General features: G+C 64.1%; 24 protein-coding genes and 2 pseudogenes. 10 read left to right on the top strand and 16 right to left on the bottom strand.

Annotated elements, in window-relative coordinates:
- Positions 1-450 precede the first annotated feature (450 nt).
- The gene (locus AC1RMG_RS12260) at positions 451-1209 is read left to right on the top strand and encodes a hypothetical protein (protein WP_015634689.1); all 759 of its coding nucleotides are present in this window, start codon (positions 451-453) and stop codon (positions 1207-1209) included.
- Between the two features lie 63 nt (positions 1210-1272).
- On the opposite strand, the gene AC1RMG_RS12255 is transcribed toward AC1RMG_RS12260, so the two are convergent.
- The 3 genes and pseudogenes from AC1RMG_RS12255 to AC1RMG_RS12245 all read right to left on the bottom strand — a co-directional run bounded on the left by AC1RMG_RS12255 (position 1273) and on the right by AC1RMG_RS12245 (position 4180).
- Positions 1273-2136: a methyl-accepting chemotaxis protein gene (locus tag AC1RMG_RS12255; protein ID WP_493169307.1), complete on the bottom strand. Its 864-nt coding sequence runs from the start codon at positions 2134-2136 to the stop codon at positions 1273-1275.
- Positions 2134-2358, bottom strand: a pseudogene (locus AC1RMG_RS12250) (HAMP domain-containing protein); the annotation flags it as partial. The pseudogene AC1RMG_RS12250 and the gene AC1RMG_RS12255, both read right to left, overlap by 3 nt.
- 1060 nt (positions 2359-3418) lie before the next feature.
- The gene (locus AC1RMG_RS12245; protein WP_368994299.1) at positions 3419-4180 is read right to left on the bottom strand and encodes an SDR family oxidoreductase; all 762 of its coding nucleotides are present in this window, start codon (positions 4178-4180) and stop codon (positions 3419-3421) included.
- 237 nt (positions 4181-4417) lie between these two features.
- Between AC1RMG_RS12245 and AC1RMG_RS12240 the strand changes: the two genes are divergently transcribed.
- Positions 4418-5422 (top strand): NADP-dependent oxidoreductase, encoded by a 1005-nt coding sequence (locus tag AC1RMG_RS12240; RefSeq protein WP_493169294.1) that lies wholly within the window; start codon positions 4418-4420, stop codon positions 5420-5422.
- A gap of 105 nt (positions 5423-5527) precedes the next feature.
- Here AC1RMG_RS12240 and pyrF read toward each other — a convergent pair whose 3' ends face one another.
- Entirely contained in the window at positions 5528-6229 is a 702-nt protein-coding gene (gene pyrF, locus AC1RMG_RS12235; RefSeq protein ID WP_011060084.1) for an orotidine-5'-phosphate decarboxylase, read from the bottom strand.
- Positions 6230-6546: 317 nt separating this feature from the next.
- Between pyrF and AC1RMG_RS12230 the strand changes: the two genes are divergently transcribed.
- The 3 genes from AC1RMG_RS12230 to xopAW all read left to right on the top strand — a co-directional run bounded on the left by AC1RMG_RS12230 (position 6547) and on the right by xopAW (position 9091).
- Positions 6547-7311 carry a response regulator gene (locus AC1RMG_RS12230; protein WP_011060083.1) on the top strand — a complete coding sequence of 255 codons (765 nt, stop codon included), beginning with the start codon at positions 6547-6549 and terminating at the stop codon, positions 7309-7311.
- Positions 7311-8351 carry a sensor histidine kinase gene (locus AC1RMG_RS12225; protein WP_019095148.1) on the top strand — a complete coding sequence of 347 codons (1041 nt, stop codon included), beginning with the start codon at positions 7311-7313 and terminating at the stop codon, positions 8349-8351. The genes AC1RMG_RS12230 and AC1RMG_RS12225 overlap by 1 nt, the downstream gene beginning before the upstream one ends.
- A 113-nt stretch (positions 8352-8464) precedes the next feature.
- Entirely contained in the window at positions 8465-9091 is a 627-nt protein-coding gene (gene xopAW, locus AC1RMG_RS12220) for a XopAW family type III secretion system calcium-binding effector (RefSeq protein WP_493169292.1), read from the top strand.
- Positions 9092-9130: 39 nt separating this feature from the next.
- On the opposite strand, the gene AC1RMG_RS12215 is transcribed toward xopAW, so the two are convergent.
- From AC1RMG_RS12215 to AC1RMG_RS12170, 10 genes are all read right to left on the bottom strand, one after another.
- Positions 9131-10183, bottom strand: coding sequence for an AI-2E family transporter (locus AC1RMG_RS12215; RefSeq protein WP_011060080.1), 1053 nt, complete (start codon positions 10181-10183; stop codon positions 9131-9133).
- Between the two features lie 69 nt (positions 10184-10252).
- Positions 10253-11056 (bottom strand): DUF4892 domain-containing protein, encoded by an 804-nt coding sequence (locus tag AC1RMG_RS12210; protein WP_172621741.1) that lies wholly within the window; start codon positions 11054-11056, stop codon positions 10253-10255.
- Between the two features lie 8 nt (positions 11057-11064).
- Entirely contained in the window at positions 11065-11724 is a 660-nt protein-coding gene (locus AC1RMG_RS12205; protein ID WP_194237966.1) for a glutathione S-transferase family protein, read from the bottom strand.
- Positions 11725-11774: 50 nt separating this feature from the next.
- Entirely contained in the window at positions 11775-12629 is an 855-nt protein-coding gene (locus AC1RMG_RS12200; RefSeq protein ID WP_152686045.1) for an alpha/beta hydrolase, read from the bottom strand.
- Complete coding sequence (locus tag AC1RMG_RS12195; RefSeq protein ID WP_011060076.1) at positions 12626-13420, bottom strand: alpha/beta fold hydrolase; 795 nt, start codon at positions 13418-13420, stop codon at positions 12626-12628. Before AC1RMG_RS12195 ends, AC1RMG_RS12200 begins: the two co-directional genes overlap by 4 nt.
- A 114-nt stretch (positions 13421-13534) precedes the next feature.
- On the bottom strand, positions 13535-13978 hold the full coding sequence (locus AC1RMG_RS12190; protein WP_011060075.1) for a hotdog fold thioesterase: 444 nt from the start codon (positions 13976-13978) through the stop codon (positions 13535-13537).
- 31 nt (positions 13979-14009) lie between these two features.
- Positions 14010-15677 (bottom strand): AMP-binding protein, encoded by a 1668-nt coding sequence (locus AC1RMG_RS12185; protein ID WP_493169289.1) that lies wholly within the window; start codon positions 15675-15677, stop codon positions 14010-14012.
- 171 nt (positions 15678-15848) lie between these two features.
- Complete coding sequence (gene sixA, locus AC1RMG_RS12180) at positions 15849-16298, bottom strand: phosphohistidine phosphatase SixA (protein WP_011060073.1); 450 nt, start codon at positions 16296-16298, stop codon at positions 15849-15851.
- Positions 16295-16642: a DUF4389 domain-containing protein gene (locus AC1RMG_RS12175; protein WP_011060072.1), complete on the bottom strand. Its 348-nt coding sequence runs from the start codon at positions 16640-16642 to the stop codon at positions 16295-16297. The genes sixA and AC1RMG_RS12175 overlap by 4 nt, the downstream gene beginning before the upstream one ends.
- A gap of 18 nt (positions 16643-16660) precedes the next feature.
- Positions 16661-17686, bottom strand: coding sequence for an NAD(P)H-dependent glycerol-3-phosphate dehydrogenase (locus tag AC1RMG_RS12170; protein WP_011060071.1), 1026 nt, complete (start codon positions 17684-17686; stop codon positions 16661-16663).
- A gap of 195 nt (positions 17687-17881) precedes the next feature.
- Here AC1RMG_RS12170 and AC1RMG_RS12165 point away from each other — a divergent pair, with 195 nt between their 5' ends.
- From AC1RMG_RS12165 to fabB, 5 genes are all read left to right on the top strand, one after another.
- On the top strand, positions 17882-20005 hold the full coding sequence (locus AC1RMG_RS12165) for a TonB-dependent receptor plug domain-containing protein (RefSeq protein ID WP_493169287.1): 2124 nt from the start codon (positions 17882-17884) through the stop codon (positions 20003-20005).
- 1 nt (position 20006) lies between these two features.
- Positions 20007-20936, top strand: coding sequence for an ABC transporter substrate-binding protein (locus tag AC1RMG_RS12160; RefSeq protein ID WP_210692933.1), 930 nt, complete (start codon positions 20007-20009; stop codon positions 20934-20936).
- Entirely contained in the window at positions 20933-22834 is a 1902-nt protein-coding gene (locus AC1RMG_RS12155) for an ATP-binding protein (protein ID WP_015634677.1), read from the top strand. The genes AC1RMG_RS12160 and AC1RMG_RS12155 overlap by 4 nt, the downstream gene beginning before the upstream one ends.
- Before the next feature lie 248 nt (positions 22835-23082).
- Positions 23083-23598: a 3-hydroxyacyl-[acyl-carrier-protein] dehydratase FabA gene (gene fabA / locus AC1RMG_RS12150; protein WP_011060067.1), complete on the top strand. Its 516-nt coding sequence runs from the start codon at positions 23083-23085 to the stop codon at positions 23596-23598.
- Between the two features lie 11 nt (positions 23599-23609).
- Positions 23610-24830 (top strand): beta-ketoacyl-ACP synthase I, encoded by a 1221-nt coding sequence (fabB, locus tag AC1RMG_RS12145; protein ID WP_011060066.1) that lies wholly within the window; start codon positions 23610-23612, stop codon positions 24828-24830.
- 67 nt (positions 24831-24897) lie between these two features.
- Here fabB and AC1RMG_RS12140 read toward each other — a convergent pair whose 3' ends face one another.
- The gene (locus AC1RMG_RS12140; RefSeq protein WP_407047244.1) at positions 24898-25761 is read right to left on the bottom strand and encodes a methyl-accepting chemotaxis protein; all 864 of its coding nucleotides are present in this window, start codon (positions 25759-25761) and stop codon (positions 24898-24900) included.
- Positions 25753-26523: pseudogene (locus AC1RMG_RS12135) on the bottom strand (MCP four helix bundle domain-containing protein); the annotation flags it as partial. The gene AC1RMG_RS12140 and the pseudogene AC1RMG_RS12135, both read right to left, overlap by 9 nt.
- Between the last annotated feature and the right edge of the window lie 87 nt (positions 26524-26610).

Below are 26610 nucleotides of genomic sequence, written 5' to 3'. Positions count from 1 at the left end.
TCCCCTAGGGGACTCGAACCCCTGTTACCGCCGTGAAAGGGCGGTGTCCTAGGCCACTAGACGAAGGGGACACGCTACAGCATTCACTTCCTTCAACGTTTTGCTATTTGCTTTCCGTTGAAAGTGGCGCGCATTCTATGGATGCTTTGGGAGGCCGTCAACCCCCAGATATAATTTTATTTAAATCAATGACTTCGGAGCTGTTTTAGGCCCGCTTCAGGGTTTTCTGCCGTCCGCGCTTTGACGCCTATATTCTGGCACTCGACAAGGCGTTATAGTCCTCCACAGCCGGTGATGGCAATTTGAACCCTTGGATCCCCCGAGGCAAATGCCACCTATATAAGCAGCACAATCCATGCCCGGCTCGTCGAGCGGCGCTATGCGTCTAAATGCCAAGCCACTACACTCGCACGCGAATCCCATAACGAGGTTTTAACGGTGACACCACTCATGATCACCCTGCTGGTAATAGCCGGGATCGCACTATTGATCGCCATTGGCTACATGAACCATGTGGTGGAAAACAACAAACTGGAAAAAGCCCGCACCAAGGTCGAACTCAATGATCGCCTGCGTCGTTGCGGCGAGATCACCGAAACCTTCCCCGGCCAGTTCATGTCACCGGCCCTCAAGCTGCTGCTGACGCGCCTGGAGCTGAACGTCGTTCAGCGCATGCTCAACCTCGATAAAACCGACAGCGCCCTCAAGGCACGCCTGGCTGAGCTCAATACCCTGGTGGGCCAGGGCGAGTCGATCCCGGTGAACAACCCACCGGCACCGATCCAGACCGAAGCCAAGGCCAAGGACGTGCGCTTCCTGCTGGAGGCCATGCACGGCCAGGTCACTCGCGCCGCCCACGACGGTTTCCTGCAGCCCAACGAAGCCAAGCGCTGGATCAAGGAGATCCGCCACATCCTGGTGCTGCTGCATATCGAGTTCTTCAACAACCTGGGCCAGTACGCCCTGCAGCAGAACCAGCCGGGCCAGGCCCGGCTGGCCTTCGAGCGTGGCGTGCAGTACCTGCGCAAGCAGCCGGACCCGGCGGTCTACAAGGAGCAACTGGAATACCTGGACAAACTCCTGGCCCGGGCCAATGCCATGGTGCTGTCGACCCTGGAACCTGCCCCGGACGAAGACAACCAGCTGACCCAGGGCCTCAAGACCGTGGAAGCCGACGCCGACTGGAAAAAGAAAGCCATCTACGACTGACAGAAAAAACCCTTGCCCGGAACACCCGGGCAAGGGTTTTAGAACGCTGCGCCCTCCCCGCCGCTACAAGCGAAAATGCCCCACCATCCCCTTCAGTTCCACGCCCAACTGCGCCAGCTCGATGCTCGACGCGGCGTTGCCCTGCATCGCCAGGGACGACTGATCGGCACTGGCGCGAATGCTGGTGACACTGCGGTTGATCTCTTCGGCCACCGAACTCTGCTGCTCGGCCGCAGCGGCGATCTGCTGGTTCATCTGCTGGATCAATGACACCGCCGCGGCAATGCTGCCCAGGGCGCTTTCGGTCTGCAGGGCATCGCTGACCGCCAGCTTCACCAGCTCGCCACTGCTCTGGATCTGCCGCACCGAGGAGTCGGCCGCCGCGTGCAGAGCCGTCACCAACCGGGCGATCTCTTCGGTGGACTGCTGCGTGCGTTTCGCCAGGGCCCGCACTTCATCGGCCACCACCGCAAACCCCCGGCCCTGCTCCCCGGCCCTGGCGGCTTCGATAGCGGCGTTGAGGGCCAGCAGGTTGGTCTGCTCGGCCACGCTCTTGATCACATCCAGCACGCTACCGATGTTGTCGATTTCCGCGCTCAGGCTCTCGATACCACTGCTGGCACGGCTGGCGGAATCCGCCAGTTGCTCGATGCGCTGCATGCTCTGGCGCACCACTTGCTGGCCACTTTCGACCTTGTCGTCCGCCGCCTGGGCGGCTTGGGCGGCCTCCTCGGCATTGCGCGCCACATCGTGCACCGTGGCGGTCATCTGATTCATGGCCGTGGCCACTTGCTCGGTTTCTTCCTTCTGGGTGCTGACTTCCAGGTTGGTCTGCTCGGTCACCGTGGACAGCGACTGAGCCGAACTGGCCAGTTGCTCGATCCCCGCCTGCAGGCCACTGACAATGCCGCTCAGGCCTCTGCCCATCTGCTGCATGGCCTGCATCAACTGACCGATCTCGTCACGTCGGGTCACCTCCACGGTCGCGGTCAGATCACCGGCGGCAATCTGCTGAGCCACGTGCATCACACTGCGCAACGGGCGCACGATCAGGCGGGTGACGCTCAAGGCCGCCAACAGCCCCACCAACAGCGCCAGGGCCGAGGAGCCGATGATCAGCAGGGAGTTCTTGTCCAGTTCCCCCAGCATCGAATGCTCTTGCGCCCCGTACGCCTGATCAACCCGCGCCATCACCTGGGCGGCGCGCTCATGCAACTGCTGATAGACCTGCTTCTCCTGGGCCAGCAACCCGGTGTACTCGTTGAGCTTCTCGCTGAAGTTGCCGATGTGCCCCGAGACTTCGTTGAGCACCGTCTGATAGCCCGCATCCTTGACCGTGGCCTTCAACTGCTCGGCCTGGGCCAGGGCCTGATCGGCCTGCTCGATCTTGCCCTGCTCGGCGGGCTCCTGGTCGCCGCCCTTGCGGTTCTGATCCAGGCGCAACCGGGCCTCATTCATGGCCTGCAGCATCAGGCGTGAAACCTGGCTGATCTGATTGGCCTGCTCGATGAATTCGGCACCGTCCTTGCCCTGGGATTCCTTGAGCGTATAGGCACCGTCATCCGCCAGCCCGGCCTGCAGCACGTCCAGGTTATTGGCCACGCTGGACACCGACCAACTGGCCATTTCCAGGGCCAGGTCCTTGGCCTGGGTCAGCTCGACGAACTCGTCGAAGGCCTTGCGATAGTCCGCCAGCGCCAGCTCCACATCGCCCATCGCGGTCTGGTTGGCCGCCGACCGCACCTTGAGCTGCTGGGCCAGGGCCTGCAGGCCTTCCAGGCTTTCATGCAGGCTGTCCACGGTCTTGCTGTCGCCATGCAGGGCGTAGTCCTGCTCCTGCAGCCGCACCTTGAGCACGCCGCTATTGAGCTGGGACATCTGCTTGAGGCCATCGAAGCGCTGGCTGATGGTCTGCAGGGACCAGACACCGATCCCCGCCACCAGAGCGGTTAGGAGCAACACCAGGGCAAACCCGATGCCCAGTTTCTTTGCCATGCCCAGGTTGGCAAAACGTCCACTTGCGGCCGAAGTCATGGTGCGCAGTCCCCTTCCAATCCCCAATGGCAATAGGGCCATCTTGTCTTGGCGAAGGGTCGCAACGGCATGCACCGGCGCACAAGTCTCTGACATCGGAATAATGGCAAAAAGCTACGCCGAGGTCGTTTTCAGGACACTGGAGGTCGATTCCATCGGGCCCCGGCCATCGGCATCAGATCGCGGTGGCCCCGCCGTCGACCGCCAGTGCATGGCCGGTGGTAAAGGCCGCGCCATCGCTGCACAGGTAGAGCACCGCACTGGCGATCTCCTCGACCTTGCCGATGCGCCCCACCGGGTGCATGGCCGCGGCGAACTCGGCCTTCTTCGGGTCCGCCTCGTAGGCACGGCGGAACATGTCGGTGTCGATCACCGCCGGGCATACCGCGTTCACGCGGATTTTCTTCTTCGCATATTCGATGGCCGCCGACTTGGTCAGGCCGATCACCGCATGCTTGGAGGCCGCATAGATGCTCATCTTCGGCGCCGCGCCCAGGCCCGCCACCGAGGCGGTGTTGACGATCGCCCCACCGCCCTGGGCCAGCAGCAGCGGCAACTGGTACTTCATGCACAGCCAGACCCCTTTGACGTTGACCCCCATGATGGCGTCGAACTCATCCATGGAGCCCTCCGCAAGGCGGCCCTTTTCGATCTCGATACCGGCATTGTTGAAGGCGTAATCCAGGCGCCCATAGGCTTCGATGGTGCGGGCCATGAGGCTTTGCACATCAGCCTCCAGGGTAACGTTGCACGGCACGAACAGCGCCTCGCCACCGGCCTCGCGGATCAGCGCCACGGTGCCCTCGCCCCCCGCCGTGTCCAGGTCCGCCACCACCACCTTCAAGCCTTGTGCGGCAAATGCCTGGGCGGTGGCCCGGCCGATACCATTGGCCGCGCCGGTCACCAGGGCCACCTGGCCGGAAAACATCATGTTCATTGCAGGAATCCTCGATCGAATGCGGGTCAGCTACCCGGCCCAATCTAGCCACAGCCGGGGCTGGTGGCGTCAGCACTATCAAAAGCCCGGTTGGATGCTCATGCATTCTGGTGATGAATCTGCCGGGGGCTTTATCAGGGCGATCGATTGGCCTCCATTCGCTGCAGCGGCAAACCTTGCGGCACCGAGGCCAAGGGGCTATCAACTAAAGGTTCATTCATCCCACGAGTGCCTGCCATGACCGCCCTGACCAATCGCCAGTTCCTGCTCGCCAAACGCCCCATCGGACCGGCCACCCGCGATACCTTCACCTACCAGCAGGTGGCAGTTGGCGAGCCCGCCGCCGGGCAGATCCTGGTGCAGAACCAGTACCTGTCCCTGGACCCGGCCATGCGCGGCTGGATGAACGAGGGCAAATCCTACATTGCCCCGGTGGCCATCGGCGAGGTCATGCGCGCCCTGGGCGTGGGCCAGGTGATCGCCTCCAGCCACCCCGGTTTCGCGGTGGGCGACTACGTCAATGGTGCACTCGGCGTGCAGGACTACTTCCTCGGCGAGCCCCGGGGCTTCTACAAGGTCGACCCCAAGCTGGCCCCGCTGCCGCTCTACCTGTCAGTCCTGGGCATGACGGGCATGACCGCCTACTTCGCCCTGCTGGACGTGGGCGCACCCAAGGCCGGCGACACCGTGGTGCTGTCCGGGGCCGCTGGCGCGGTGGGCAGCATTGCCGGGCAGATCGCCAGGATCAAGGGCTGCCGCGTGGTGGGGATTGCCGGCGGCCAGGACAAGTGCCGGTTCCTCATCGACGAGCTGGGTTTTGACGGCGCCATCGACTACAAGAACGAAGACGTCCACGCCGGCCTCAAGCGCGAGTGCCCCAAAGGCGTCGATGTGTATTTCGACAACGTCGGCGGCGACATCCTCGATGCCGTGCTCAGCCGCCTGAACGTCAAGGCGCGGGTGGTGATCTGCGGCGCCATCAGCCAGTACAACAACAAGGAGGCGGTCAAGGGGCCGGCCAACTACCTGTCGCTGCTGGTCAACCGGGCGCGCATGGAGGGGTTCGTGGTGATGGACTATGCCGCGCAGTTCGCCGAAGCCGGGCAGGAAATGGCCGGCTGGATGGCCAAGGGACAGCTCAAGAGCAAGGAGGACATTGTCGAGGGCCTGGAAACCTTCCCGGAAACCCTGGGCAAGCTGTTCAGCGGCGAGAACTTCGGCAAGCTGATACTGAAAGTCTGAATCCGTAGGAGCCGGCTTGTCGGCGATCCGCAACGGCGGCCGGAAAGGGCCGCCAACCGCAAAACCGCTATCGCCGGCAAGCCGGCTCCTACAAGAGGAAGCGTGTTACAGGGCCAGTTCGGCCACGACGTCGGCCAGGGCCTTGGCCGGATCTGCCGCCTGGCTGATGGGGCGACCGATCACCAGGTAATCGGAGCCGGCATCCAGGGCCTGGCGCGGGGTGAGGATCCGCCGCTGGTCGTCCTGGGCGCTGCCCGCCGGGCGAATCCCCGGGGTCACCAGTTGCAGGGACGGATGGGCGCTCTTCAGGGCCTGGGCTTCCAGGGCCGAGCACACCAGGCCGTCCATGCCGGCTTTCTGCGCCAGGGCAGCCAGGCGCAGCACCTGCTCCTGGGGCTCGATGTCCAGGCCGATACCGGCAAGGTCTTCACGCTCCATGCTGGTAAGCACGGTGACGCCGATCAGCAACGGCTTGGGGCCGCTGCGCTGGTCCAGCACTTCGCGGCAGGCAGCCATCATGCGCAGGCCGCCGGAGCAGTGCACATTGACCATCCACACGCCCATTTCCGCGGCGGCCTTGACCGCCATGGCGGTGGTGTTGGGAATATCGTGGAACTTCAGGTCCAGGAACACTTCGAAACCCTTGTCCCGCAGGGTCCCGACAATCTCGGCGGCGCAGCTGGTGAACAGCTCCTTGCCGACCTTGACCCGGCACAGTTTGGGGTCCAGTTGATCGGCCAGTTTCAGTGCGGCGTCACGGGTGGGGAAATCCAGGGCGACGATGATAGGAGTCTGGCAGGCGGACATGAAGGGGCTCTCAGGCAAGTCGAAATCGGCGCGGATTGTAGCGCAAGCCGCGCCGCTCCGGGACCCGATCAGAGGTAAATCCTCCTCAACGGTGCGCAAGAAGGCCGATTGCCCCGGCAATCGCTCCCCCACGCCACGGCATTTGTATCAACCTCGATACACTGACGACACGTCGGCAACAATCCCCGGCGCTACCCTCGCCAGCCGCAACACCTTCGAACAGCACTTCCAGCCCCCGGGCCGGACGCCTATGCTGAAGCCACAACCCCGCCGTCGCCCTCAGGCGCCGGCAGCCTACCTGGCAGACGACCGCACCCATGCAGAACACTTCAGCCCCTCTCAACGAAGACGCCAAAGCATTGGTCAGTGGCGACGACAAACGCTGGAACACCCGGGCCCTGATCGTCGACGACGACGTGCCGATCCGCGAGTTGCTGATCGACTACCTGGCGCGTTTCAACATTCACGCCAGCGGCGTCACCGACGGCGCGGCGATGCGCCAGGCCCTGCAGGCCGAGCACTTCGACGTGGTGGTGCTGGACCTGATGCTGCCCGGCGAAGACGGCCTGTCCCTGTGCCGCTGGCTGCGTACCGAATCGGACATCCCGATCCTCATGCTCACCGCCCGCTGCGAGCCCACCGATCGCATCATCGGCCTGGAGCTGGGGGCCGACGACTACATGGCCAAGCCTTTCGAGCCACGGGAACTGGTGGCCCGGATCCAGACCATCCTGCGCCGGGTGCGCGACGATCGCAGCGAGCAGCGGGCCAATATCCGCTTCGACAACTGGCGCCTGAACAGCGTGCTGCGCCAACTGATTTCCGCCGATGGCCTGGTGGTGCCGCTGTCCAACGCCGAGTTCCGCCTGCTCTGGGTGTTCATCGAGCGCCCGCGCCGGGTACTGAGCCGCGAACAATTGCTGGACGCCGCCCGCGGCCGATCCATCGAGGCCTTTGATCGCAGCATCGACCTGCTGGTCTCGCGCCTGCGGCAAAAGCTCGGCGACGATCCGAAGTCGCCGCAACTGATCAAGACCGTGCGCGGTGAAGGCTACCTGTTCGACGCCCGGGACATCGGCTGATGCGCGGGCGGTTCGATACGCTGTTCGGCCGCCTGTTCGGCGTCTTGCTGATCGCGATCGTCCTCGCCCACCTGCTGGCGTTCTTCTGGTTTCACCACTACGGCCCGCCCCCGCCGCCGCCCCCTCCCGATTCGGCGCAGTTGATCAATGGCCAGCCGCCGCCCCCTTATCCAAGGCGCCCGCCACGGCCCTGGTTCGGCGGCCCGCTGGTGCCCCTGACGTTCCAGTTCATCTCCCTGATCATCGCTGCCTGGTACGGCGCCAAGCTGTTGTCGCGGCCGATCCAGCGCCTGAGCGCCGCCGCCGAGCGTTTGAGCGAAGACCTCGACAGCCCGCCCCTGGAAGAGGTGGGCCCAAGGGAAGCCCGGCAAGCGGCCAGCACCTTCAACCAGATGCAGAAGCGCATCCGCGAGCAGGTGCAGCAACGCGGGCGCATGCTCGGTGCCGTCTCCCACGACCTGCGCACCCCGTTATCAAGGCTGAAACTGCGCCTGGAGCAGATCGAGGACAGCAAGCTGCAAGGGCAGATGCGCCAGGACCTGGACGACATGATCAAGATGCTCGACGCCACCCTCAGCTACCTGCACGAACAACGCACCAGCGAGGCCGAGCAATGGATGGACGTGCAGGCCCTGGTGGAGTCGCTGTGCGAGAACGCCCAGGACCAGGGCGCCGACGCTCAGGCCCAGGGCCATTGCGCGCCGCTGCTGGTGCAACCCATGGCGTTGCAGTCATGCCTCAACAACCTGCTGGACAACGCCCTGCGCTACGCCGGCCAGGCAACCCTGGCCCTGGAGGACGACCGCGGGCAACTGCTGATCCGGGTCATCGACCACGGCCCGGGGATTGCCGCCGACAAGCGTGAAGCGGTGTTCGAGCCATTCTTTCGCCTGGAAGGCTCGCGCAACCGCAACTCCGGCGGCGTCGGCCTGGGCATGACCATCGCCCGTGAAGCGGCGGAGCGCCTGGGCGGCCAACTGATCCTCGAAGAAACCCCCGGCGGCGGCCTGACCGCGGTATTGCGTCTACCCAGGCCTTGAGCGCCTTGTGTGGCGGCAGGTACAAACCGCCAATACCCAGGACAACTCCCCCCCTGAGGCTGCTTGGGCCGGTGCCCCCCACCGGTTCAATTCATCCGCAGGGAGTGAGCCCCATGATCGATAGCCTCAGCAGCAACTATTCGAGCTATTACAGCTCCAGCAGCACCAGCCGTGGCCAGCAATTGCACAAGGAGCTGTTCGCCAAGCTCGACAGCAACGGTGATGGCGCGGTGGATCAGGACGAGCTGAAAAACGCCCTGTCGCAGAAAAGCGACAACGGCATCCTGGTCAGCCTGAGCAAGAATTTCGGCGACCTGGACCGTGACGGCAGCGGTAGCTTGAGCAGCGATGAAATGGCCGCCATGGCCCCTCCCCCGCCCAAGGACCGCGCCCCCGATACCCACCTGGCGGATGCCCTGCTCGGCGCCCTGGACAGCGATGGCGACGGAGTCATCAGCAGTGACGAACTGAGCACTGCCCTGCAAGCCTCGGGCAACAGCTCCACCAGCAGCGACACCAGCTCGGCTCTGCTGAAGATTCTCGACAGCGACAGCAGTGGCGGCATCAGTAGCGATGAGCTCAAGGCCGCGTTGCAGGCCGGAAGCAACCAGGACAGCGCCCCCCAGGACCCGCAGGCCAACCTCGCCGAAGCTCTGGGCAAGATGATCGCCAGCTTGAGCAAGCAGTATCAGTTGGACACCAGCAGCAGCCTCGGCGGCAGCGTCAACGTCGCTGCCTGACGTCCATTGCCGCTCCCGGGGGGAGCGGCAATCGGTGGTTCAGCGCGGCTCCTGGGCCCGGGCCTGGCTGGCGCTCCAGTCCAGCAACAGGCTGTAGGCCACCGCCAGCAGCGTCGGGCCGATGAACAGGCCGATAAAGCCGAAGGCGATCAGGCCACCGAACACTCCCAGCAGCACGATCACCAGCGGCAGGTTGCCGCCGCGGCTGATCAGGTACGGTTTGAGCACGTTGTCCACGCCGCTGATGATGAAAGTGCCCCAGATCCCCAGGAACACCGCCATGCCATATTCGCCTTTCCAGGCCAGCCAGGCGGTAGCCGGGATCCATACCAGGGGCGGGCCCATGGGAATCAGGCTGAGCAGGAAGGTGACGATCCCCAGCACCAGCGCCCCGGGCACTCCGGCAATCAGGAAGCCGATCAGCGCCAGCAGGCCCTGGGCCGCCGCGGTGCCGATCACCCCGTTGACTACCCGTTGCACGGTGCCAGCCACCAGGTCGATGTAGTAGCCGGCGCGCTCGCCGATCAGGCGCTCCAGCAACTTGTGCACGAACAGCGCCAGGCGCGGGCCATCGCGGTAGAAGAAAAACACGAAGACGATGCTCAGGGTCAGTTCCAGAATGCCGCCGCCGATCTGCGCGCTGCGAGCCAGCAGCCAGTTGCCCACCTGCCCCAGATAGGGTTTGACCGCCAGCATCAGGGCCGCGCCCTGCTGGTCGATGCTGTTCCACAAGCCCACCAGGCGCTCGCCCACCAATGGCAGGTTGCCGAGCCACTCTGGAGCGGCGGGCAGGCCGTCGACCTGCACGTCCTTGATGAAGGCCGTGGCATCGCGCACATGGTCCGCCAGGTTGAGGCCGAGCCAGACCAGCGGCGCGGCCACCAGCACCATCCAGCCCAGGGTCAGCAGGGCCGCTGCCAGGGATTCTCGGCCATTGAGCCAGCGGGTCAGCAGGCGCATCAGCGGCCAGCTGGCAAACGCCAGCACGGCGCCCCAGAACAGCGCTGACCAGAAAGGCGCCATGACCCAGAAGCTGGCACCGAACAACACCAGGAGCAGGATCTGCACCAGCAGGCGATCGTTATTGGGCATGAAATGTCTCGCGCAAGAAGAACCAGTGAAGAGTAGGCGAACCCGCGAGCGCGGGCTGCCTGAAACAGCTTAACGCAGTAGTTCGAAATGCAGGCCTGCTGCGTCGGTGTTACCGGTTTCCATCCGCGAGGCCAGCACGCCCTGGCCAATCAGCGCCTGGCGCCAGGCTTCGGCCTGCTTGCCGGACAGGCTGATGCGCATGGTGGTGTCCAGGTTCAGCCCGCGGGACAGCAGGTTGAGCCAGGTGGGCTGGGGCTCGGCGAGTTTCGGCAGGTCCAGCTTGCCGGTGTCCTTGAGCTGGCGCAGCAGGGTGGCCGAAGTGGGTAGCAGGTCCCCCAGCGGCGCGCTGGCGTCGAACTGCTCCACATGCAGGTAGGCCCGTCGGTTACCCCGGGTGATGCTGTACAGGGCTACCAGGGAGTTGTCCTGGGGCGCCGCCAGCCGCAGCAGCAGGTAGGCCTGCTGTTCATCGGCGCCAAACAGCTTGGCGTTGCCGAATACTTCGTTGGCCCACAGGCTGCTTTCACCGCAATCGCGGGCCTGGCACCAGAACAGCAGCTCGGCGCCCTGCTTTTGCAGCGCCTCCCTGGCCAGGGTGAAGGCTTCGTTGGATGTGCGCTCGGCGGGCAACTGGTAAGTGATGGCGGTGAGCTTACCGCGGGCATTGACCTGGCCATCGAAACGCAACTGGCCGCTGATACGGCGGATCGAACCCAGGGGGTAGACGCGCTCCTGCTCCACTTCGGGGCGGTAGTCGACGATCTGTGCATCGGTCAGACGGGGGACCAGGGGCAGGTCGTGGCTGCCCGGCAGATCGGCGGCAAGCACCAGGGTACTTGCCAGGGACAGGCCCAGAACACTGATTGAACGCATGGAAACTCTCATCGGATAAGCATGGCCTGGGCGCCCTTGACGACGCTGGCATCGTCGCTGCGTTGTGGAACCTGCAAGCCTCGCTGCACCGCAGGACGGGCCTCCAGGGCCGCCATCCAGCGTTGCAACGCCGGCAGGCCCTGCACCGAAACCCCGGACCATTCATGGCCGCGCACCCAGGGGAAGGTGGCGATGTCGGCAATGCTGTAGTCGCCGGCCAGGTACTCGGCCTGTTGCAGGCGGCTGTCGAGCACTTCGTACAGGCGCCGGGTCTCGTGCTGATAACGGTCGATGGCGCCCTGCAGCTTCTCCGGGAAATAGCGGAAGAACACATTGGCCTGGCCCTGCATGGGCCCGACCCCGCCCATCTGGAACATCAGCCATTGCATGACCAGCGAACGGCCCTTGGAATCGGCCGGCAACAACTGGCCAGTGCGTTCGGCCAGGTACACCAGGATCGCGCCGGACTCGAACACCGGAAAATCGCCATTGTCGCGATCGACGATGGCCGGAATACGCCCATTGGGATTGATCTTCAGGAACGCTGGGGCCTTTTGCTCCTTCTTGTCGAAACTCAAGGCGTGCACCTCATAGGGCAGGCCGAGTTCCTCAAGCAGGATGGAAACCTTGTGACCATTGGGGGTCGCAGCGGTGTACAGATCTATCATGGTTGTCTCCCATTTCAACCCGCCCAGCCTCGACAGTTGATCCCGTCAAGTCAAGGAACGGCGAAAAACCGATTGAAACAGTCTGCGACAAAGCTGGCACCCGCCTCGTCGTTGAGGTGCAGGTGATGCCCGCCGGGCAACTGCTCAACGCTGAAGGGTAGACGCTGCAACAAGGCCTGGTGCTTGGCCAGCATGCCATCGGCCGCCACCACCAGTTGCGTCGGGCAGGCGACCCGCTGAACAAAGGACATGGCCTGCTCCTCTGTCAGGCGCAGCGGCGAAGCCAGGGTCAGGCGGCTGTCGCTGCGCCAGGTATAGCCCCCGGGCACCGGCATCAGGCCGCGCTGGGCCAGCAGTTCGGCCGCCTCGCGGCTAACCGCCACCAGGCCCTTCATGCGCGCCTCGATGGCCCGCTCCAGGGTGGCGTACACCGGCTTGCTCTTGTTCTGCAGATTCAGCTGTGCCTGCAACGCCATGCCCAGGCGCTCGGCGGCGTCCTCGCCATTGGCCGTCGGCGGGATCACCCCATCGATCAGGGCCAGGTGGCTGACCCGCTCCGGCATCGCCGCCGACAGCACCAGCGAGACGATCGCCCCCAGGGAATGGCCCATCAGGGCAAAGCGCTTCCAGCCCAGTTGCTCGGCGGCTTGCAGCACGTCATAGACGTAGTCCCACAGGGCATAGCCGGCCCCCGCCGGGCGATGCCCGGAATGACCGTGGCCGGCCAGGTCCAGGGCAACGATGCGCAGGCCGGCGAGCTTGGGCGCCAGCCGGGCAAAGCTGTTGGCGTTATCCAGCCAGCCATGCAGGGCGATGACCGGCAGACCGTCCTCGGGCCCGAACAGATGGGCCGCCAGTTCGATGTGCGGCAGGTTCAGGCGGACTTCTTCGACGGCGTGGCTCATGCAGGGCTCCGTTGCCAGCGTGTGAACAGCTCCTTGAGCAGCGCCGCGGTGTCCTGGGGGCGCTCAAGGGGAAACATGTGGCCACCGGGCATGGTCAGCGACTCGCCCAGGGGCATGCGCCCGACGGCACTGGTGTGATGGCGCATCACCACCCGGCTCTGCTGTCCGCGCACCACCGCCAGCGGTACCTTGAGCTGGCGCGCACTGCCCGGGCTGGTATGAGGCACGCCGCGGTAGATGCTGATTTCCGTGGCCGGGTCAAAACGCAGGCGCAAGCGATCCCCCACCTGCTGCAGGCCGTGCTGCAGGTAAGCATCCAGGCAATCGGGATCGAAGGCCCGGAACAGCGTCTTGCGGGAGAAGTAACTGCGGGCGGCCTCGATGTCGGCAAACTCTTCGCGACGCCCCAGGGTGCGCCCGGCCGGAGTCAGCCGGTCGATGAAGCCCAGGCGCTTGGCGGCGCGGATCACCCATTGGTCGGCCCGGGTCAGCACCGGCGAATCGAGCATCACCACCCCCCGATACAGCTCCGGGCAGCGCAGGGCCGCGTGCAGGTGCAGCACACCACCCAGCGAATGCCCCACGCCCCAGACCGGCTGGGCCTGCTGTTGCAGGTGATGGATCAGTTCATCCACCAGGCTGCGCCAGTTGTCGTCCACCGGAAAGCGCGGGTCGTGGGCATGCTGCTGCAGATGAGCCACCTCGAATTCCGGCGCCAGGGCAGCAAACAACTTGCCGTACGTGCCGGAGGGAAACCCATTGGCGTGAGCGAAAAACACCTGTTGCGACATACCGACCTATCCATCCACCAAACGAACACCGATTGTCCGCAGGCCCTTGCACCAGGGCAATGACCGTAACGGACAGGAATGCTGACACCCAGGCTCAGCCTATGGCGCGTTGCGTCATTGCGCCGGCGGGTTCTGCCCGAGGGGCACCACCGCCATGGTCAGGCGCGAGACACAACTGGCCTTGCCTTCATCACTGCTCAGGCGGATGTCCCAGACATGGGTGGTGCGCCCGATATGAATGGCCTTGGCCACCGCCGTGACCCGCCCGGTGCGCAAGCCCCGCAGGTGATTGGCATTGATCTCCAGCCCCACGCAGTAGAACTTGCTGGCGTCGATGCACAGGTAGCTGGCCATGGAGCCGACGGTTTCCGCCAGCACCACCGAGGCCCCGCCGTGCAGCAGCCCGTAGGGCTGGTGGGTGCGATGGTCGATGACCATGCTCGCGGTCAGTGACTGCTCGTCATAGGACTCGAAGCGAATATCCAGCACTTCGCCGATGGTGTTCTTCTGGATCGCGTTCAGTTGCTCGATGTTCGGAGTGGTACGCCATAGACTCATCGCCGCTTCCCTTATGGGTGGTTATTGTCGGTCAATCCTGCCACAGCACGGCTTCGCTGCGCTCGCTCCAGGCTTGAAAACTGCCGCCATAGGTAGCTTCGATCACATTGCGCTTGATCTTCAGGGTTGGAGTGAGAAAGCCGTTTTCCACCGCCCAACTGTCCTTGACCACCACCAGCCGATGCAGCCGCTCGTGCTTGTCCAGGCTGCCATTGACCTGGGCCAGCAGGCTTTCCAGGCTGCTGTGCAAGCCTTCCCGGGCACTGCCGGCGGCGGCCTGCACGCCCGCAGCCGAAAGCACGCACAGGCCCAGGGGGGCAATCAGCCCGTCGCCCACCACGCACACCTGCTCGATATGGGCATGCACCGCCAGGCGGTTCTCGATGGGCGCCGGGGCCACGTACTTGCCCTTGCTGGTCTTGAAGATCTCCTTGAGCCGGCCGGTCAGGCGCAGGTTGCCGGCGGCATCCTGCTCCCCCTTGTCGCCGGTGCGCAGGAAACCATCCTCGGTAACGGTTTCGGCGGTCTTCTGCGGGTCCTTGAAATAGCCCAGCATAGTGGCTCCGCTGCGTACCTGAACCTCCCCCGCCTCGTCGATGTGCACCTCGACTTCCGGGCAGGGCCGGCCAATCCAGCCGGGCACATGCTCACCGGAGCGGCCGATATGGGAGTAGCCGCAGCTCTCGGTCATGCCGTACACCTCCAACACGTCCAGCCCGAGGCGTCGATACCAGTGCAACAGGGTCTGGGGCACCGGTGCCGCTCCCGACAGCGCCACCCGCAACGCGTCCAGCCCGAGCCCGCTCAGCACCTTGTGGCCGACACGCTTGCCGATAAAGGGCAGGCCCAGGAGAAAATCCAGGCGCTTGGCCGGCACCTTGCTGTAGACCCCCATCTGGAACTTGGTCCAGATCCGCGGCACGCCAAACAGCGCAGTGGGCCGGGCTCGCTGCAGGTCGGCGAGGAAGGTATCCAGGCTTTCGGCAAAGAACACCGTCTGCCCGGTATAGATCGCCGCCATCTCGACAAACATGCGCTCGGCCACGTGGCACAGGGGCAGGTAGGACAGCAGCCGGTCCTCGGGGCCCAGGCCGAACATCTGCACACCATGGCTGGCGGCAAAGCCCAGGTTGCCGAAACTGTGCATCACACCCTTGGGCAGCCCAGTGGTGCCGGAGGTATAGATGATGGTGGCCAGCTGATCGGCCGCAGGGCTCGGGCTATCCTCGATCGGCGGACAGCGTTGCAGGTCCTCCCAACTGAAATCGAAAGGGCCTTCGGGGGCCAGGGGCAAGCGGATGGTGGGCAGCCCGGCCTTGATCCCGAGCGCCATTTGCGGCCAGTCGTCCAGCTTGCCGATAAAGGCCAGGGCCGACTCGGAATGCTCCAGCACCTGGGCTACCGACTCGGCCGTGAGATTGGGATACAACGGCACCGAGACATGCCCGGCGATCCAGATCGCCAGGTCGGCAATGACCCAGTGCGCGGAGTTCTTGCCAATGATTGCAATGTGGCTGCCGGAAGGCAGCTGGCGCTCGCGCAGCCATTGGGCGGCACGCCGGGCCTGCTGGCCCACCTCGAACCAGCTCAGTTCCTGCACCTGCCCGCCGGCACTGGGCTGGACCAGAAAGCGCTGCTGGGGATGACGAGCCTCGCGCTCGTAGAACACTTGCAGGGGCAAACGAAAAGCAGCAGACATGACTCGCTCCTTTGTTCTTATTCTGTTCGCGACACCAACCAAGCACTTGCTTGGTGGACTATTCCACGCACAAAGGAGCGCTGCAAGTTAAGAAATGTAGCGGATCGCAACCGGGGATCGGTGGGTTCGAGACAACAACGGCGGCCCGGGCATGCCCTGCCGCCGCGTCCATCAAGGGTGTGTCACGGCATTCAAGGTCATCAGCCCCGCCAGGGGCCAGTCGCCTTCGAGCTCCGCCAGGCTGGCGGTGTTCATCGGCTGCGGATCACGCAGGTGGCCGTGCTGCAACAGGCCGATCAGGTTGCCCACCAGGGGTTGATGGCTGACCAGCAGCAGGTTGTCGGCACTGTCCAGTTGCTCCAGCACCTGCAGCGGGTTGGCCTCGGGGGTGAGCCAGGGCACGGTGCGGATCTCGCCTTCGAACCCCAGGGCCTCGCGCACCAGCTGTGCAGTCTGCTGGGCACGTACATAAGGGCTGGCGAGGATCGCGGCGATGGGCTGGCCGATCAGGTGCGCGGCGCTGCCCAGCACTTCCTCGCGACCGTGGGCCGTGAGGTTGCGCTGGGCATCGGTCGGCGCATGGGACTCGGCCTGGCCGTGACGCAGCACCCACAGCTTCACAGCTTGGGCTCCTCGTCACGCACCGGGTGAGGCGCTGGCGGCACGCTATGGGGAGCTTCGCCTTCAGGCGCCCGGGGAGCGGGCCAATCGGCGAACGGCCAGGGTTTCTGTTCGGTATGGAAGCTGCCGAAACGGCCGATCTGCGCCAGGAACTGGCTCAGGCTATCGCCGAAGTTCATCAGGCCGGCATTCGGCGCGCCGTAGATCAGGCGATAGATCAACTGCACCAGCACCAGCGCGCCCAGGAGAAACTGCGCCACCTGCCACACCAGCACGAATATCAGCATCCACAGCACCCGCAGGAGGATGGACTCGTATTTGGCTTCGGAATTCGTATCGTTCATGTCTGGCTCCTGTGCTGCTCAGTTGAATCCGCTGGTGGAGATAAAGTCGACGTCGGTTTTCGGCTCGCCGCGCATCAAGAGCTCGATTACCTGGTTCAGCGTACGCCCTTCGAACAGGATCGCGTGCAGGCCGGCCACCAGCGGCATGTAGACCCCCAGCTCCTGAGCCTTGACCTTGAGCACCTTGAGGGTGTTGACGCCCTCCGCCACCTCACCCAGGCGGGTCACCGCCTCTTCCAGGCTCAGGCCCTGGCCCAGGGCAAAGCCCACCTGGTAGTTGCGGCTCTTGGGCGAGGAACAGGTGACGATCAGGTCGCCGACACCGGCCAGGCCGAGGAAGGTCATGGGGTTGGCGCCCTGGCTCACGGCAAAGCGGGTCATTTCCGCCAGCGCCCGGGTAATCAGCATGCTCTTGGTGTTTTCCCCCATGCCCAGGGCCACCGCCATGCCGGCGATGATCGCGTAGACGTTCTTCAGCGCCCCGCCCAGTTCCACACCGAAGCGGTCGGCACTGGCATACACACGGAAGGTGCGGCCGTGCAGCGCGGCCTGGACCCGCTGACAGAGCTCTTCGTCTTCACTGGCGACCACGGTGGCGGTCAGGGCGTGCTCGGCCACTTCCCGAGCCAGGTTGGGGCCGGAAAGTACGCCGATGCGCGCTTGCGGGGCGATGTCCTGGAGGATCTCGCTCATCAGCTTGAAGGTCTGGGCCTCGATGCCCTTGGTCAGGCTGACCAGCAGCTTGCCGCGGAGCAGCTCGGCGTGGGGCGCCAGCACCGAGCGCAGGGCGCTGGAGGGCAAGGCGACAAAGCACAGGTCACTGTCATTGAGGGTGGCCAGCAGGTCGGTGACCGGCTCCACCGCCGGATGAATCTTGATGCCCTTGAGGTAGCGCGGATTCTCGCGGTTGACCCGAATGGCCTCGGCCTGCTCGGGGTCGCGCATCCACTGCCGCACCCGATGACCGTTCTCGGCCAGCAGATTGGCCACGGCGGTACCAAAACTTCCGCCTCCCAGGACCGCAATAGGGCGCTGTTGTGTCATATGCAATCCGTTAATCCATAGCAGTGGCGATGGCGGCATTATACGGGGCGGTTTTCTCACCACCAGCCCCAGGGGCCATTCAGGCAACCTGTCGGGAACACGTGGAGTCATTCGGGGAATGTCGGGCTTATCGACTGGAAAACTCGACTATCTCGGTTAACATGCGCGCCTTCCATCAAGATTCAAGGCTGTGTCGTGTCCGCTGGCCCCTCACCTCTTCGTCTATCGCTGCTGCTGGGCATGCTGTTCGGCCACTCGGTGCTGGCCGACGATCTGTTCCTGGACGGCACCGCCCTGCCCGAGGTCCTCACCGCCACCCGCCTGAAACAGTCACCTGCCGCGGTTCCCGGCAGCATGACGGTGCTCGACAACGAGTTGATCAAGGCCAGCGGCGCCCGGGACATCAGCGAACTGCTGCGCCTGGTGCCGGGGATGATGGTCGGCGCCATCAGCGGCAACCAGGCCACAGTCAACTACCACGGCACCAACGCCAGCGAAGCCCGGCGCATGCAAGTACTGATCGACGGGCGTTCGGTGTATCGCGCCGGCCTGGCGACAGTGGACTGGAGCGATATCCCGGTGGCCATGGAAGACATCGAGCGCATCGAGGTGTTTCGCGGCCCCAATACCGTCAGCTACGGCGCCAACGCGCTGATGGCGGTGGTCAACATCATCACCCGCGCCCCGGCCAACAGCCATGGCACGCGGGTCAAGCTGACCCGGGGCCAGCGCGGCATCAGCGACTGGTACGCCAGCCAGGGTACCGGCTGGGAAACCGGCGACCTGCGCCTGTCGCTGTCGGGGCAGGAAGATGATGGCTTCGACAAGAATCGCCTGGGGGCCGACTACCGCGACAGCAAGCGCTTGAACCGCTTCAGTCTGTCCGTGAGCCAGATGCTCAATGAACAGCAGAGCATCGACTGGCAGTTGAATGCCAAGGAAGGCGCCAACCAGCGGCCCTATACCTATCAGCCAGTATTTAAAGACTATGCCGAGAAGGGCTATAACTCTGACGTTGTTGCCAAGGACTACGCAGGATCTCTGCGCTGGAATCTGGATATCAATCCACAACACAGCCTTTATATACAGGGCTCGGCCCAACACTGGGACCGCCAGCAGACGTGGAGGGCCTGTGACGCCGCAGTTTCCTTCAGCCCTGAACTGACACGTCTGTGGCAACTCAACCCGTATTACGCCGAGCGCCTGGCGAGGAACATGCCAAGTAACTTGAGCGGCGCGCCGTCGGGAACAGCAGCGGAACGGGCACTGGCAAGCCAAATCATCGATCAATGGAACGCCGGTGGCCAAAATCCCGTCTGCGGCAACATCGACCAGAGCTCTCGGGAAACCCGCTACGACCTGGAGCTGCAGGACACCCTGAGCCTCAGCGACAACCTGCGGCTGGTCAGCGGCATGAACTATCGTTACGACCGGGCCGACTCCGAAACCTACTTCAACGGCACCCTCGACGACACCACCTGGCGCCTGTTCGGCCAGCTGGAGTGGCGGGCCAGCGAACATTGGCTGATCCAGGGCGGGGCTATGTACGAAGACACCCAGCTGACCGGCAACTCCCTGACCCCGAGGATCGCGGTCAACTACCTGATCAACCCGCGCCACGGCTTGCGGGCGGTGTATTCGGAAGCCATCCGCTCCCCGGACATGTTCGAGAACAACGTCAACTGGAGCTACCGGGTCACCGGCCTGAGTACCCCGGTCTACGGCCAGAACAGCGCCCAGTACTTCGTCAAGACCCGTGGCCCCGGCAACCTCGACCAGGAGCACATGCGTTCCCGGGAACTGGGCTACAACGGTTACTTCGTCGACCAGGCGCTGAACCTCGACATCAAGCTGTTCTATGACGAAATCACCGGGATGATTAGCGAGCCGCTGCGCAACAATCAGTACATCGCCAGCAACAGCAACGCCTCGCGCTTCGCCGGTACCGAGAGCCAATTGGACTGGCAACTGAGCCGCGCCGACCGCCTGCGCCTGACCTACGCCTACGTCCATGCCCAGGCCAGCAACCGCCTGGACCAGCGCCTGACCGCCAGCAACAGCGGCTCCGCCGGCTGGCTGCGCAATTGGGGCCAGGGCTGGTCCAGCGCGCTCTTCTACTATGGCGACAGCGCCCTCAACGGCTACCGATTCGAACGGGTCGACACCCGCATCGCCAAGCGCCTGGCCCTGGGCAGCAAGACCAGCCTGGAACTGGCCGGCACCCTGCAGCAACGGCTCGACCACCAGCCCACCACCTTCGCCGACAATCTCTACGACTCGCGCCACGTGGCCTACTTCAGCGCGGAGCTCGAGTTCTGACATGGGCCACTGTCGGCCCTGGAAGGCCCTGCGCATACATCGTCGCCTGTGCCTGTGCCTGCTGCTACTGGGCATGCTGCTGGGCAGCCCGTTGTGGGCGGCCGATGTGCTGCTCACCGCCAGCGACGACAACAGCAGCGTGCGCACCTTCACCGAAGAACTGGCCGCCCAGCGCCCCCGGGACCAGGTGCGCTTCGTCCCCCTGGCCCAACTGCCGCCGCCGGGCCAGTTGCCCGGCAGCACGCGCCTGATCCTGCTGGACCCGCAAAGCCTCGACTGGCGCCTGCAAGATCCCTTGGGCCCGCCGACCCTGGTCCTGCGCATCAGCCGCCTGCAGGCCCAACAGCGCCTGGCGCAAAGCCCTCATCCACGGTTGAGCCTGCTGTGGAGCGATCCGCCCCTGGAGCGCCAGTTACGCCTGATCCGCAGTGTTCTGCCGCAGGTGCGCCGGGTGGGGGTGCTGTACAGCGCCGACAGTCAGTTCCTGCTCAAGGAGCTGCACCTGGCCGCGCAAACCCTGAACATGGAAATCATCGCCGAACCCTGGGACAGCACCAGCGACAGCCGCCCGCTGCAGAACCTGCTGCGCAACAGCGAAGTGCTGCTGGGCCTGGATGATCCGAAGCTGTACAACCCGAAAACCGTGAAGAACCTGCTACTGAGCAGCTACGCCCGGCAACAGGCGCTGATCGGCCCCAATGCCGGCTTCGTCCGGGCCGGCAGCCTGGCCAGCACCTACAGCGACCAGCAGGACTGGCTGCAGACCCTGGACAGCCTGCTCGACCAACCGCCGGCTCGCTGGCCCCGTGCGCTATACCCGACGGCTTTCAAAGTACTGAGCAACCCACAGGTGGCACGCTCGCTGGGCATCGAGGAAATCGACCCGCAGGCCGTTGCGCGCCAGTTGAGTGAAGGAGAGAAGCACCCATGACATTGCGTCGCCGATGGGATATCCAGACCCGCACTCAGCTCATCAGCCTGGGCCCGGCCCTGCTCCTGACCCTGCTACTGATCAGCTTTTTTACCTTCGTGCGTATCCAGGACTTGCGCCAGGAGCTCAACCACACCGGGCAACTGATCGCCAATCAACTGGCGCCAGCCACCGAGTACGGGGTGATCTCCGGCAACAACGAGGGCCTGGAGAGCCTGCTGCAGGCAACCCTGGCCACGCCCCACGTGCACTTCCTGGAGGTGCAGGACAGCGCCAACAACATCCTGGTGTACGTGGAACAGCCCTCGGCCAGCCACAACCACGCGCAGCAGATCAAGGTATTCCAGGCCCCGGTACGCCTGCAGCGCATCCAGGTGCACAACGACTTTCTGCAGAACGACCCGGCCAGCGTGGCTGCCCAGGGCGATGGTTACCTGGGCCGGGTGATCGTCGGCATGTCCAACGACGCCTTCAGCCAGCGCCAGCAGGAAATCCTCCTCAAGGCCGCCATCCTCGCGCTGTTCGCCCTGCTCTTCACCTTCCTCCTGGCCCGGCGCCTGGCGGCCGGCCTGGCACAGCCGATCCGCGCCATGGGCGATGCGGTGAAGGCAATCCAGGAAGGGGATTTCAAGACCCCGCTGCCGATCGTCGACGATGGCGAGCTGGGCAACCTGGCCCGGCACATCAACAACCTCGCCGCCGGCCTGGAACTGGCCAGCCGCGAGCAGCACCAGGCCATGTCCCAGTTGATCCAGACCCGGGAAGAGGCGGAACGGGCGAACAAGGCCAAGTCGGATTTCCTGGCGATGATGAGCCACGAGCTGCGCACACCGATGAACGGTGTACTGGGCATGCTGCAACTGCTGGAAACCACCCAGATGACCCAGGAACAGAGCGAGTACGCGGCGCTGGCGTCGGAATCCACCGAACACCTGCTGAAGGTGATCAACGACATCCTCGACTTCTCCCGCATCGAACGCTCGGCCCTGGAACTGGAGCACATCCCGTTCAATCTTGCCGAACTGATCACCAGCTCGGCCCAGGCCTTCCAGCACAGCGCCCTGCAACGCGGCCTGGACTTGCAACTGCGGCTGCCGCCGGGCATGGAGTCGCTGCAGGTCAAGGGCGACCCGACGCGAATCCGGCAGATCCTGGTCAACCTGATCGGCAACGCCCTGAAATTCACCGAGCAGGGCAGCATCACCATCGAGCCCCAGTGGCAGGCCCTGGATCACGAACTGCTGTGGTTCACCTGCGCAGTGCGCGACAGCGGTATCGGCATCAGCCCGGCCAGCCTGGAGCTGATGTTCGACGCCTTCCAGCAGGCCGACAGTTCGATTTCCCGTCGCTATGGCGGCACCGGCCTGGGCCTGCCCATCGCCCGCACCCTGGCCGAGCGCATGGGTGGCACCCTGCGGGCCCAGAGCGAGGAAGGCCGAGGCTCGGTGTTCACCCTGGAAATCCCCCTGGCGCTGTTCCAGCAGAGCCTGCCGGTACTGGCCCCGCGGGTGAGCAGCAATCAGCACTCCGGTGAAGGCCGCAACGTGCTGCTGGTGGAAGACAACCCGGTGAACCAGACCGTGATCCAGGCCATGCTGCGCAGCCTGGGGTTCACCGTGAGCATCGTCACCGACGGCGCCCAGGCGGTCCGCAGTGCCGAAAGCCTGATCTTCGAGGCGATTCTGATGGATTGCCGACTGCCGCTGGTCGACGGCTATGAGGCCACCCGGCAGATCCGCCAACTGCCCGGTTGTGCCGATTTACCGATCATCGCCCTGACCGCCAACGCCTTGCAGGGCGACCGTGAAGCCTGCCTTGCAGCGGGCATGAACGACTACCTGGCCAAGCCTTTCAAGCGCGCGGATCTGCAGCAAATTCTCCAACGTTGGGTGCAATAACCGGCTATTTTCCAACAGCTACGACTGGCGTCATGGGCGAAAGTGCGGCAGTCTTAGGCACCCGACGGGGCCCTGAAAAGGCCCTCAAAAAAAATTTCAGTGCACAAGTGTACATTCATGCCCTTTGCGCTGTGACTTTCACTACAACGCAATAGTCTATGAGTAGGCTGCCGGCTCGAGGCATGAACGCTTCGATCGGCCGGGAAGATTTGCCCAACCCTGCCGCACGGGACTATTGAGGAGCTCGCATGACCAAACAAAACGCCTTTACTCGGGAAGACCTGCTGCGCTGCAGTCGCGGTGAGCTGTTCGGCCCAGGTAACGCGCAACTGCCCGCCCCCAACATGCTGATGGTGGATCGCATCACCCATATCAGCGAAGAGGGTGGCAAGTACGGTAAAGGTGAGTTGGTCGCTGAGCTGGATATCACTCCAGACCTGTGGTTCTTCGCTTGCCACTTCGAAGGCGACCCGGTGATGCCAGGCTGCCTGGGCCTGGATGCCATGTGGCAACTGGTGGGCTTCTTCCTCGGCTGGCAGGGCTTGCCGGGCCGCGGTCGTGCCCTGGGTTCGGGGGAAGTGAAATTCTTCGGCCAGGTCCTGCCGACCGCCAAGAAAGTCACCTATAACATTCACATCAAGCGCGTGCTCAAGGGCAAGCTGAACATGGCCATCGCCGATGGTTCGGTCAGCGTTGACGGCCGCGAAATCTATACCGCCGAAGGCCTCCGGGTCGGCGTGTTTACTTCAACTGACAACTTCTAAGGGTTATCCGCATGCGCCGCGTCGTTATCACAGGTCTTGGCATTGTTTCGTGCCTGGGCAATGACAAAGAGACCGTCTCCGCTAACCTGCGTGCAAGTCGCCCTGGCATCCGCTTCAACCCGGAATATGCCGAAATGGGTCTGCGTAGCCAGGTTTCCGGCTCCATTGACCTGAACCTCGAAGAGCTGATCGACCGCAAGATCTATCGCTTCGTCGGCCACGCGGCGGCTTACGCCTACCTGGCCATGAAAGACGCCATCGCCGACTCCGGCCTGAGCGAAGAACAAGTGTCCAACCCGCGCACCGGCCTGATCGCCGGCTCCGGCGGCGCCTCGACCCTGAACCAGATGGAAGCGCTGGACATCCTGCGCGAGAAAGGCGTCAAGCGCGTTGGCCCATACCGCGTTACGCGGACCATGAGCAGCACCGTTTCCGCCTGCCTGGCCACCCCGTTCAAGATCAAGGGCCTGAACTACTCCATCGCCTCTGCCTGCGCCACCAGTGCTCACTGCATCGGTACCGCCATGGAACAGATCCAGATGGGCAAGCAGGACATCGTCTTCGCCGGTGGCGGTGAAGAAGAGCATTGGACCCAGTCGTTCCTGTTCGACGCCATGGGTGCCCTGTCCACCCAGTACAACGAAACCCCGGAAAAGGCCTCCCGCGCCTACGACGCCAAGCGTGACGGTTTCGTCATCGCCGGCGGTGGCGGCATGGTGGTGGTCGAGGAGCTGGAACACGCTCTGGCCCGTGGCGCCAAGATCTACGCGGAAATCGTCGGCTACGGCGCCACTTCCGATGGCTACGACATGGTGGCTCCAAGCGGCGAAGGTGCAATCCGCTGCATGGAAATGGCCATGTCCACTGTCGACACCCCTATCGACTACCTGAACACCCACGGCACTTCGACCCCGGTCGGCGACGTCGCGGAAATGAAGGGCGTGCGTGAAGTGTTCGGCGACAAGGCCCCGGCCATCAGCTCCACCAAGAGCCTGTCGGGTCACTCCCTGGGCGCTGCCGGCGTTCACGAAGCGATCTACTGCATGCTGATGATGGAAGGCAACTTCATGGCCGGTTCGGCCAACATCGACGAGCTGGATCCGGAAGTGGCCGATATGCCGATCCTGACCAAGACCCGCGAAGACGCCACCATCAACACCGTGATGAGCAACAGCTTCGGCTTCGGTGGCACCAACGCCACCCTGGTCCTGAAGCGCTGGCAGGGCAAGTAAGCCCCGCCGCTTCGCCGAATGAAAAAGCCCCGACCGGTTCGGGGCTTTTTTTCGCCTGCCAGAAGGCTCAGACCGAAAAACGCGCCACCATGCTGTTCAGGTCCACCGCCAGGCGCGACAACTCCTGGCTGGCCGCACTGGTCTGATTGGCCCCGGCGGAGGTCTGCAAGGCCAGGTCGCGGATGTTCATCAGGTTGCGGTCCACCTCCCGCGCCACCGCCGCCTGCTGCTCCGAGGCGCTGGCAATGACGATGTTGCGCTCATTGATCTGGGTGAAGGCCGATGCGATTTCCTCCAGCGCCTGCCCTGCCGCCTTGGCCACCTCCAGGGTCGAATGGGCGCGGCTGTTGCTCTGCTGCATGGAACTGACGGCCTGGTCGGTGCCCTGCTGGATACCACCGATCATCTGCTCGATTTCCTGGGTCGACTGCTGGGTCCGATGAGCCAGGGCCCGGACTTCATCGGCCACCACTGCGAACCCGCGTCCCGCATCCCCGGCCCGTGCCGCCTCGATGGCCGCGTTCAACGCCAGCAGGTTGGTCTGCTCGGCAATGGAACGGATCACCTCCAGTACCTTGCTGATGCCATAGACCTTCTGCGCCAGATCCTCCACCTGGCTGGCATTGGCCGTCACGTCCTGCGCCAGCGACTCAATCGAGAGCACCGTCTGGTGCACCTGCTCGCGCCCGTGCTGGGCGATGCGGTCGGACTCCCGCGAGGCCTCGGACGTGGCCACTGCGTTACTGGCCACCTCCTCCACCGCTGCGGTCATCTGGTTTACCGCCGTGGCCGCCTGTTCGATCTCCAGGCTCTGCTGATGCAGGCCACGGGTCGCATCCTCGGTGACACAACTGAGCTCTTCCGAGGCCGAGGCCAGCTGGCTGGATGAATCGGAGATGCGCCGGATGGTTTCCCGCAGGCTGTGCTGCATGGCCTTGAGCGCGTGCAGCAGGCGCGCCGGCTCGTCCCTGCCGGTCACCGTGATAGTGCCGGTCAGATCGCCGCCGGCCACCACTTCGGCCACATTCACCGACTGCGCCAGAGGCAGGACGATACTGCGGGTCAACAACAGGGCCAGGCCGATGGTCACCAGCGCCGCCAGGGCAATCATGCCGATCACCCATACCCGCGACTTGCTGAACACCGCCTGGGCCATATCGGTGGCATGGGTCGCGCTTTGCTTGTTCAGCTCCACCAGCTCGTGCAGGGTCGCGGCCATCTCATCGGCCAGCTGGTTCATTTCGCCATTGACCACCTTGACCGCTTCCTCCAGCTGGTTCTGGCTGGAGAGCTGCATGACCCGTTCCTGGCGTTGCAGGTACTGTTTTTCGATGGTCTTGAAGCGATCGAACAGGACCCGCTCCTGGGGCAGGAGGATCAAGGATTCGTAGCGGCTCTGGGCAACCCCCAGGACACTCTTGATCTCGTTGATCTTGTTTTCGTTCTGGGTGATCGCCTGCGGGTCGCGATTGATCAACAACCGCAGGGTCAGGGCGCGAATGCGCAGCAGGTCCTGGTTCATTTCCCCTACGGACATCACGCTGGGCAGCCAATTGCTTTCCACTTCATCGGACTGCTGGCGCATATTGCCCATCTGCATCAAGGCGAATGCCCCCAGGGCAAACACCATCAGCGCCAGCAAGCCGAAACCCAGGCTCGCCCGTAACGCAATGTTCAGACTTCTAAGACTCATTCCTCTGGCTCCTTCCTAGAGCGCTGCAAGAACTTGCAGCAGGGTGCTCTTAGACGGTATCGGGCCATTGGAAAATTGCGTAAGACA

This window comes from Pseudomonas sp. GW822-FHT04H02 (assembly GCF_058800645.1).
This window is presented reverse-complemented; position numbering and strand designations above follow the sequence as displayed.

Coding starts and splice junctions, on each gene's coding strand:
- AC1RMG_RS12260 (WP_015634689.1), top strand. CDS start 451: ATGATCACCCTGCTGGTAATAGCCGGGATCGCACTATTGATCGCCATT.
- AC1RMG_RS12255 (WP_493169307.1), bottom strand. CDS start 2,136: ATGGGCAGAGGCCTGAGCGGCATTGTCAGTGGCCTGCAGGCGGGGATC.
- AC1RMG_RS12245 (WP_368994299.1), bottom strand. CDS start 4,180: ATGAACATGATGTTTTCCGGCCAGGTGGCCCTGGTGACCGGCGCGGCC.
- AC1RMG_RS12240 (WP_493169294.1), top strand. CDS start 4,418: ATGACCGCCCTGACCAATCGCCAGTTCCTGCTCGCCAAACGCCCCATC.
- pyrF (WP_011060084.1), bottom strand. CDS start 6,229: ATGTCCGCCTGCCAGACTCCTATCATCGTCGCCCTGGATTTCCCCACC.
- AC1RMG_RS12230 (WP_011060083.1), top strand. CDS start 6,547: ATGCAGAACACTTCAGCCCCTCTCAACGAAGACGCCAAAGCATTGGTC.
- AC1RMG_RS12225 (WP_019095148.1), top strand. CDS start 7,311: ATGCGCGGGCGGTTCGATACGCTGTTCGGCCGCCTGTTCGGCGTCTTG.
- xopAW (WP_493169292.1), top strand. CDS start 8,465: ATGATCGATAGCCTCAGCAGCAACTATTCGAGCTATTACAGCTCCAGC.
- AC1RMG_RS12215 (WP_011060080.1), bottom strand. CDS start 10,183: ATGCCCAATAACGATCGCCTGCTGGTGCAGATCCTGCTCCTGGTGTTG.
- AC1RMG_RS12210 (WP_172621741.1), bottom strand. CDS start 11,056: ATGCGTTCAATCAGTGTTCTGGGCCTGTCCCTGGCAAGTACCCTGGTG.
- AC1RMG_RS12205 (WP_194237966.1), bottom strand. CDS start 11,724: ATGATAGATCTGTACACCGCTGCGACCCCCAATGGTCACAAGGTTTCC.
- AC1RMG_RS12200 (WP_152686045.1), bottom strand. CDS start 12,629: ATGAGCCACGCCGTCGAAGAAGTCCGCCTGAACCTGCCGCACATCGAA.
- AC1RMG_RS12195 (WP_011060076.1), bottom strand. CDS start 13,420: ATGTCGCAACAGGTGTTTTTCGCTCACGCCAATGGGTTTCCCTCCGGC.
- AC1RMG_RS12190 (WP_011060075.1), bottom strand. CDS start 13,978: ATGAGTCTATGGCGTACCACTCCGAACATCGAGCAACTGAACGCGATC.
- AC1RMG_RS12185 (WP_493169289.1), bottom strand. CDS start 15,677: ATGTCTGCTGCTTTTCGTTTGCCCCTGCAAGTGTTCTACGAGCGCGAG.
- AC1RMG_RS12175 (WP_011060072.1), bottom strand. CDS start 16,642: ATGAACGATACGAATTCCGAAGCCAAATACGAGTCCATCCTCCTGCGG.
- AC1RMG_RS12170 (WP_011060071.1), bottom strand. CDS start 17,686: ATGACACAACAGCGCCCTATTGCGGTCCTGGGAGGCGGAAGTTTTGGT.
- AC1RMG_RS12160 (WP_210692933.1), top strand. CDS start 20,007: ATGGGCCACTGTCGGCCCTGGAAGGCCCTGCGCATACATCGTCGCCTG.
- AC1RMG_RS12155 (WP_015634677.1), top strand. CDS start 20,933: ATGACATTGCGTCGCCGATGGGATATCCAGACCCGCACTCAGCTCATC.
- fabA (WP_011060067.1), top strand. CDS start 23,083: ATGACCAAACAAAACGCCTTTACTCGGGAAGACCTGCTGCGCTGCAGT.
- fabB (WP_011060066.1), top strand. CDS start 23,610: ATGCGCCGCGTCGTTATCACAGGTCTTGGCATTGTTTCGTGCCTGGGC.
- AC1RMG_RS12140 (WP_407047244.1), bottom strand. CDS start 25,761: ATGCAGCACAGCCTGCGGGAAACCATCCGGCGCATCTCCGATTCATCC.